At 35.2% G+C, this 1,771-nt stretch carries 1 protein-coding gene and 1 pseudogene; both read left to right on the top strand.

Going from position 1 to position 1,771, the window contains the following annotated elements:
• Window positions 1–103: 103 nt before the first annotated feature.
• A complete protein-coding gene (locus FFM71_RS13250; RefSeq protein WP_137612618.1) occupies window positions 104–850 on the top strand; it encodes a transposase in 747 nt (248 codons plus the stop codon).
• A 63-nt stretch (window positions 851–913) separates the two neighbouring features.
• Window positions 914–1,756, top strand: a pseudogene (locus FFM71_RS13255) (transposase); the annotation flags it as partial.
• Window positions 1,757–1,771: the final 15 nt, after the last annotated feature.

Raw genomic sequence — 1,771 nt, forward strand, 5'->3', positions numbered from 1 at the left:
GAAAGATTTCTCATGATGGTTCTTTTTGTTACACATGTACTGTCTACCCTGCTATTCTTTACGCGACTAAACTTCAGAACAAAGGAAGTCAGACATCATGTAAATGAAGTATAGCAGTAATAAACCTATTTTAAAATTATTTATCTCCTGGACTCCCCAAAATGACAATGTTGTATTGGCAATCAATGCTATCGTTGATGATATTCCAAATGAACTTGTATCGATTGCTTCCGCCCACACTGGGCGGCCAGCATATCCTGCAAAATTACTTTTGAAAATGTTGTTGTTTGGATATTCAAGACAAATCTTTTCTGGTCGAAAGATAGCTGAATTAGCAGATGAAAACATTGCGATGAGATGGTTGATTGGTGATTTTCCATCTATTCCTTCTTACAGAACTATTAACCGTTTCCGCAGTAAAGATAATCTTAATATTTTAATGAATGGATTATTCAAGGCCTTTCGCGATTATCTTAGAATGATCGGTTCACTTGATAATACAGCCTTATTCATTGATGGAACCAAGTTGCTATCAAAATCTAATAAATATACATTTGTTTGGAGAAAGGCAGTTGTTAAATCCGAAACAAATCTTAATGCCAAAACAAGTGAATTGTTTAAAACGTTGACCCAAGAAAATCTTATTATTCCTGAGTTGCCACTAGGTCAACGTCCGTTGACTAGTGATGAGCTTACCAAAATATCTAACGAGTTGAATAATAAAGTCGATAAATTGAACTATTTAATTTCTAGTGAGGGAACGATCCCCGGCGGATCGCCAAACAAACGTCTAAGACGTCATTATAAGCACCTTCTACACTTGTTAACGAGTGATTATATTCCTCGTTAACAGAGATATGAATATGACAATTCTGTATTTGGCGACCGTAATAGCTTTTCTAAAACTGATGTAGATGCCACGTTTATGAGGATGAAAGAAGACCCAATGAAGAACGGTCAACTGAAACCCGGATATAACCTGCAGGTAGCTAGTCAAAAACAATTTGCATTATATTACCAAGTATTTCAGCGACCTACTGATACACGTACTTTAATCCCATTTATGAAAACAATCTTCAAGCAAACCCCACATGCGGCGAACTACATCGTCGCCGATGCCGGTTATGGCAGTGAAATAAACTATCAATCATTAACTGATGACTTTGAAGTGAAATATCTAATCCCTTACGGAACATACGAAAAGGAGCTCACAAAAAAATATCATAAAGATAGACGTAAAGTTGAAAACTGGATCTATGACGAAAAATCTGACGAATTTCAAGATATGGATGGTATAGTTTTCAAATTTCATAATTACAGTACCAGGCACAACAAATATGGAGACGAAAAAAGCTTTAAAGTTTATCAAACTGTAAAATACTTTGAAGATCCACATAGAGAGACGCTCGCCACCACTAAAAGTGGGCGTCGTCGCCAATTAAGTATTAATAACAATTGGTTGTTTTTTAAAAACGTTGCTAAGGAACAATTGGCAAGTAAAAAAGGACACAGTTTGTATAAATTACGAAAAACTGACATCGAACCCATTTTTGCGGATTTGAAGACATATTTGAATTTCAAAAGATTCTCTGTTAAAGGAATGAACGCCGTTAGTAACGAAATAGGGATTGCATTGATGTCAGCCAATTTAATGAAACTTGTTAAAAAATCTAAACAGCCACATTTGATTGAACAAAAAAATAGCAGAAAAAACTGGAGACCAGAAATTTCTGCTATTTATTATCTAAGACTTTAGTTTTGTCCCAGACTC

The organism is Companilactobacillus huachuanensis, assembly GCF_005404815.1.
GTDB classification, from domain to species: domain Bacteria; phylum Bacillota; class Bacilli; order Lactobacillales; family Lactobacillaceae; genus Companilactobacillus; species Companilactobacillus huachuanensis.